This is a genomic window from Parashewanella hymeniacidonis, from assembly GCF_016900895.1.
Taxonomy (GTDB): Bacteria; Pseudomonadota; Gammaproteobacteria; order Enterobacterales; family Shewanellaceae; genus Parashewanella; species Parashewanella hymeniacidonis.
On record NZ_JAFEUN010000183.1, the window covers coordinates 1 to 4,650 of the forward strand.

Below are 4,650 nucleotides of genomic sequence, written 5' to 3' on the forward strand. Positions count from 1 at the left end.
CTGGTCATTACTTAGGCCATGGTTAAGACCACATCGAGGAATATCACAAGAAAAACTCCCTCTTTATCTTGGTTTTTTTGAGTTTGTACACAATGCTGGCCTACGAGGTAAAGGGCTGCTTGAACCACTCATTCAACTATTGATTACCTAGCAGTCTTGAACCCGATATGAGCCTAGTTAGTTTTTGATCTCACACGTTTCGGGAGGGGGGGAGCCCAGCCCCTAGGTTTTCCTCACCTGTACGGATTGATAGTAACCATATGAATTATTAATTTTTTTATTACAACCAATTGGCTCATTTTTGGACAAAAATGAGTTGATAAGTATTTAAAAAGACCAAGTTCAGGCCGTCTGGTATGGACTTAACCATTTCTTTTAACAAGAGGATCATGCCAATACATTCTCTCACCACTCCCAACTGAGTACACTGTCCCAGATTGTACTTTTTGGAAGCGAGAAGTATGAATACCTTGCTCGCGATTCATACAAGCTTGTAATAGTGTAGCTGCAGCCTTATTGCAGTTTGCTTCATTTTTACCTTTAGGGAATTTACTATATTCAACCGTTTTCTCTGGAGGAATACCTGCAGATGCTAATGAGGTATTTTTCAGTCTGCATTCCGTTTGATATCTTTGATATACAGCCTGCTCTTGGGTTATTTCATGCAATGTAATTAGCCTAACAGGTTGCCTTTTTTTAACTACCTTTCCTAGCTCAAACATTCTTAAATCCGCTTTAGTTCTATTAGATGTGATCTCTGGCTTATTAAACTTGCCTTTTTTTCCTGATATTTTTCTAGCTATTTTAACTAGAAGCTTTACGTTTCCAGGGCTAATTGGACCATTAACTAACTCTCTAAGGTCGTCTAAAAAGCAATAAGTATTCGGGTATCTTTTACCTCTTAATTGTTTAGCTACACGTTTCAATTTTTCTGGTAACTGGCTATTTTCTATTTCTGTTATACATTTTGTTGAAACTTCAAGAGGAACCCTTTTAGGATCACATTTGAATCCAAACCATTTAGAATGTTTTGAATCACCTGCTACAACAAATCCATGGAATGGAGGAGCTAAGGGGACTAATGTTACATTATAACTAGCAAAATAGATTGGAACAGAACGTAATTTTTGTTTATCAAACTTTTCAATTTGTTCGGTTATGGTTAATTTGGAAGTCTCCATTTCCAAAAGTTTATTGAAATGTTGGTCTGATTTACTAAAAATAATAAAACGCCTGATTTTCCCAATCCAATCGACTCGCTCTATTCTAACGCAGCCATTTTGACTTACAATCAGATAAGTTTTATTAAGGAAAGACTTAAAAGTAACAGTTGAGCCAACTGAATTTTTGATAAGCCTTAAATTTTCAGCACTTAGTGCTAAAAATGAGGATTGAGTTAAAAAAATAGTTCCTGACATTTATTACTTATTAAAGAACATGTTTCGTATAGCTTCAGGCCATACTTGATTATAAGTAGATATTAGATCTTTCCCTTCTTTTGAGCATACTGCAACATCCCACATCTTCCAATCCATAGCATCGTCAGCATCTTTAGCCTGCTGAGCACTTATCCCAAAATAGCGCCACTGACTATTTTTTTTATATAAATAACTAGCTCCAGATAATTCAGATGTTACATTTGAATTAGTGAGTTTTTGTATATGAAAGTTTTCATTTTTTTCATTTTTATCGAATGCGGCGTCTTGAGCTTTTGCTTTTTCAATATGTTGCCGCTTCTCAGCTTCAGATGAATAAGTTTTGCTTTCAGCTGCAGATTGCCTTGATTGTTTACAAACCACATAATATGGATAAGTTGTAGAACACTTTTTACAAAGTTCGTGAACTATTGGCTTTCGAAGCTCTACTGAAAATAGTGTTCCTTTATCATGTTGAGCTTGCTGTGATATTAATGATTCTATACCTATATCATCATCAGAACAAAGAGGGGTTGTTGGTGTATCGGTATGAACAATACAAATGACACTATTTGGATCATCTGTAAGTAATTGTAGGAGATTAAACTCCATACATGCTTGTGCTATTACAAAGTTTGGACGGGCTGAACTATTAGGTTGATTCTTTTGGGTAACAACACCTTTTGTTTTAACTTCAAGTAAAAGACTATAAACTCCATATTGAATTTCAGTCTTAACTTTTGTACATAATAAACTTTGTGGTGATGTCAAAATGTCAAAGTCTGGTAAGTCGGAGTGTTCAAAAGAACTTTTACTTGGTACGCTGCTGCTAAAAATTGGAAAGGTCATTTTTATCTTTCACTTGAATAGAAAATAACTCAGCTATCATGAACTAATATACTCTCATTTCAAGAAAATAAATGAAATTTAATGTTAATTAGGAAATAGGCTGCAGCTCTACTTAAAAGTAAATGCCAGTAACCTTCTAACCTGCTTAAACATTTTTGAGTACACTAATAGTAACCTACATGAATTGCAAGTCTCTGGCTCATTTAGGGACATAAGTTGGTTAAGAAAGTGCTTAGCACTTTAAAACATCGTGGGCTTTCCACCCACACCCGAGCAAAAAGGAAACGCAGTAACGACAGTTTTGTATGTCGGTAATTCTCCAGCAAATCCCTTCTTGCATCATCCCTTGCCGCCCAAACGAAGCTGAACGTTTCAGATATGATTGAATATTTTAATGTTATCACTTGTACTGAATTTAAAACGACCAATACCCCTTGCGTCTACAACAGTTCCCCATGGCAAAGTTGTAATTCTTCGTTAATGAAAAACAGCGTAAGCGCAGCATGGTCGCTGCGCTAGATTCTGGGGTGCATGGTCGTTCCCGCACATCCATGTGCTTCACGACATTCAATCGTCCTGCCTATCAGATGCAGCATCAGAAGCGTTAGTTATTTTTTGCCATAAGAGGAATTACGTTTAACTTTGCGGGACGGCACTGGGTTTCCAAAAGGGAATTTGCTGAAGAATCCCCCTTTTGGCAGTGTGTTGTGCAGCACCACGACTTTATAAACTTCGTAGAAGTTTTGCTTTCACGCAAGCCAATGATGCTTTGCGTTGGCCCCCGCCTTCTCAAGTGTGACGGTAATGTTAAAAATATCCACTGGCCCATGACTGTTGATTCCTGATAGAGTATTTATACAAAAATAACAATTAAGGATACACATGAACTTCAACGCAATGGAGAATTACCGGGCTAAATACCGTTCTGAAGTGGGCAAGTATTATAATGGCTGGGTTCATATGCTCTCTGTCGTTATCGTTGGCATCGCCTCTCTCAGCTACTTTATTTATCAAATCAATGAACCTACCGTCACCGAATGGCTTACATTGCCTATCGCTATTCTGTGTGTAAACTTTGCAGAATATGCAGCACATCGTTGGCTTGGGCATATCCACACAAAAATTGGTAGCCTCTTTTATTCTCGCCATACTGGCGATCATCACAGTTTCTTTGTAGAAGATTATATGCCTTATCAGTCTGTGAGAGATTGGCGTGTCGTACTTTTCCCCACTTATTTAATATTTGCTTTTTTAATCGGCTTAATATTACCAATGGGCGCCGTTCTTTATTTTACTTTTTCAGCAAATGTGGCTTTTTTAATGGCTACAGGAGGTATTTTCGGTTATTTATTTTACGAAGTTATGCATTTTAGTTACCACTTACCCAATGGGAGTTTTGTAGAAAAAGTTCCTGTTTGGCGAGAATTAAGGCAACTGCATAACTTGCATCACCGCCGCAGTATCATGGTAAAAGAAAACTTTAATATTACTCTGCCTATTTTTGATTTTCTTTTAGGGACACTCTACTGGGAAAAACCTAATAAAAAAGAGAGTTAGCTTGAAGGGAACTGAACAAAGTTCAATTAACTAATTCAATTTAAGGTCAGCTCGTTATACTTTGTAATATTACTTTGATTTCACAAAAGTACGGAGTTGTTATGCTTGACGATGCTTTAAGTAATCACGCTGGCAAGCTCATTCTTAGGCTTGTCTTATCCATTCTTATTATTTTCCATGGTATAGCGAAAGTCATGCACCCTAGTTCAATGGGATTTATATCTTCAACGCTCACCCAGCATGGGCTGCCTACCTTTGTCGCTTACGGCGTCTATATTGGTGAAATCGTTGCACCATTAATGATTTTAATTGGTTTTAGAACACGAATAGCAGCAGCTATTGTTGTAGTGAATATGTTCTTTGTGCTCGGTCTTGTACATATGAGCCAACTATTTTCAGTCGGTGATAGTGGTGGCTATGCTTTAGAGCTTCAATTCTTCTACTTGTTTACAGCATTGTCTGTTGTCTTTTTGGGCAGCGGTAAGTTTGCCTATCAGCCAGACTAACGGTTATAAATATCTGGTCTGAGTAAAGCCATATATCGTTATGGATAGTCAATTTGTTCAAAACCAAATTGGCTATAAAGTTGATGTGCATCCTGAGTCACTAACATGATTCTTCTCAATCCCTGTAATTCAGGATGCGATTAAATACAAGTCATCAACCACTTACTTAATCCATTTCCTCGATGCGCAGGTAAAATAAATGTAACTATTCAGCACTCTGAAAGTTAAATGAACAAAATACCTGCACTCAACTCACTATTTTTCACGATCATTTGACCGATCTAATCATCATGTCATGCTGTTGATATCATTCATTGAGTTGT

Annotated in this window: 4 protein-coding genes and 2 pseudogenes; 3 read left to right on the forward strand and 3 right to left on the reverse strand. The window is 37.1% G+C overall.

From position 1 onward, the window contains the following. Nucleotides 1–151, forward strand: a pseudogene (locus JQC92_RS23350) (IS1595 family transposase); the annotation flags it as partial. Nucleotides 152–362: 211 nt separating this feature from the next. Here JQC92_RS23350 and JQC92_RS20995 read toward each other — a convergent pair. Further along, the gene (locus tag JQC92_RS20995) at nt 363–1,418 is read right to left on the reverse strand and encodes a hypothetical protein (RefSeq protein ID WP_205001488.1); all 1,056 of its coding nucleotides are present in this window, start codon (nt 1,416–1,418) and stop codon (nt 363–365) included. A gap of 3 nt (nt 1,419–1,421) precedes the next feature. Continuing rightward, on the reverse strand, nt 1,422–2,264 hold the full coding sequence (locus JQC92_RS21000) for a hypothetical protein (protein ID WP_205001489.1): 843 nt from the start codon (nt 2,262–2,264) through the stop codon (nt 1,422–1,424). 882 nt (nt 2,265–3,146) lie between these two features. Between JQC92_RS21000 and JQC92_RS21005 the strand changes: the two genes are divergently transcribed. Then, nucleotides 3,147–3,821: a sterol desaturase family protein gene (locus JQC92_RS21005; RefSeq protein WP_205001490.1), complete on the forward strand. Its 675-nt coding sequence runs from the start codon at nt 3,147–3,149 to the stop codon at nt 3,819–3,821. 101 nt (nt 3,822–3,922) lie between these two features. Beyond that, complete coding sequence (locus JQC92_RS21010) at nt 3,923–4,327, forward strand: DoxX family protein (protein WP_205001491.1); 405 nt, start codon at nt 3,923–3,925, stop codon at nt 4,325–4,327. Between the two features lie 38 nt (nt 4,328–4,365). On the opposite strand, the pseudogene JQC92_RS22805 reads toward JQC92_RS21010, so the two are convergent. After that, nucleotides 4,366–4,527 (reverse strand): annotated as a pseudogene (locus JQC92_RS22805) (GNAT family N-acetyltransferase); the annotation flags it as partial. Between the last annotated feature and the right edge of the window lie 123 nt (nt 4,528–4,650).

Bases quoted from the DNA above. Each gene is read 5' to 3' on its own strand.
- JQC92_RS21005 (WP_205001490.1), top strand. From the start codon at position 3,147: ATGAACTTCAACGCAATGGAGAATTACCGGGCTAAATACCGTTCTGAA.
- JQC92_RS21010 (WP_205001491.1), top strand. From the start codon at position 3,923: ATGCTTGACGATGCTTTAAGTAATCACGCTGGCAAGCTCATTCTTAGG.
- JQC92_RS21000 (WP_205001489.1), bottom strand. From the start codon at position 2,264: ATGACCTTTCCAATTTTTAGCAGCAGCGTACCAAGTAAAAGTTCTTTT.
- JQC92_RS20995 (WP_205001488.1), bottom strand. From the start codon at position 1,418: ATGTCAGGAACTATTTTTTTAACTCAATCCTCATTTTTAGCACTAAGT.